The organism is Bartonella sp. MR168JLCBS, from assembly GCF_042194175.1.
The window spans coordinates 320-596 of record NZ_JBHIMP010000539.1 but is presented as its reverse complement, the minus strand read 5'-3'; the positions used below and the strand labels follow the sequence as shown (position 1 = coordinate 596).

Here is a 277-nt window from a genome sequence, read left to right as displayed (position 1 = left end):
GATTTGTGCGTTTTAAGGGATATTACTGTACAGCTTACTGAGAAACGAATTGCAGTGATTGGTGCGAATGGTTCTGGAAAAAGTACATTCGTCCGTCTTATTAATGGGTTACAACTTCCATCAAATGGTTTTGTGAGTGTTGATGGGCTTGATACAAAACGCGATGCAAAGGCGGTGAAGCGTAAAGTAGGATTTGTTTTCCAAAATCCCGACAATCAGATTGTATTACCGTTAGTGGAAGAAGATTTATCTTTTGGTCTAAAAAATTTGAACCTTA

1 protein-coding gene is annotated in these 277 nt (G+C 37.9%); it reads left to right on the top strand.

Annotated elements, in window-relative coordinates; all coding sequences use genetic code 11:
* On the top strand, positions 1 to 277 hold a 277-nt coding region (locus ACFIK8_RS12510; RefSeq protein WP_375669612.1), incomplete at both ends, for an ATP-binding cassette domain-containing protein.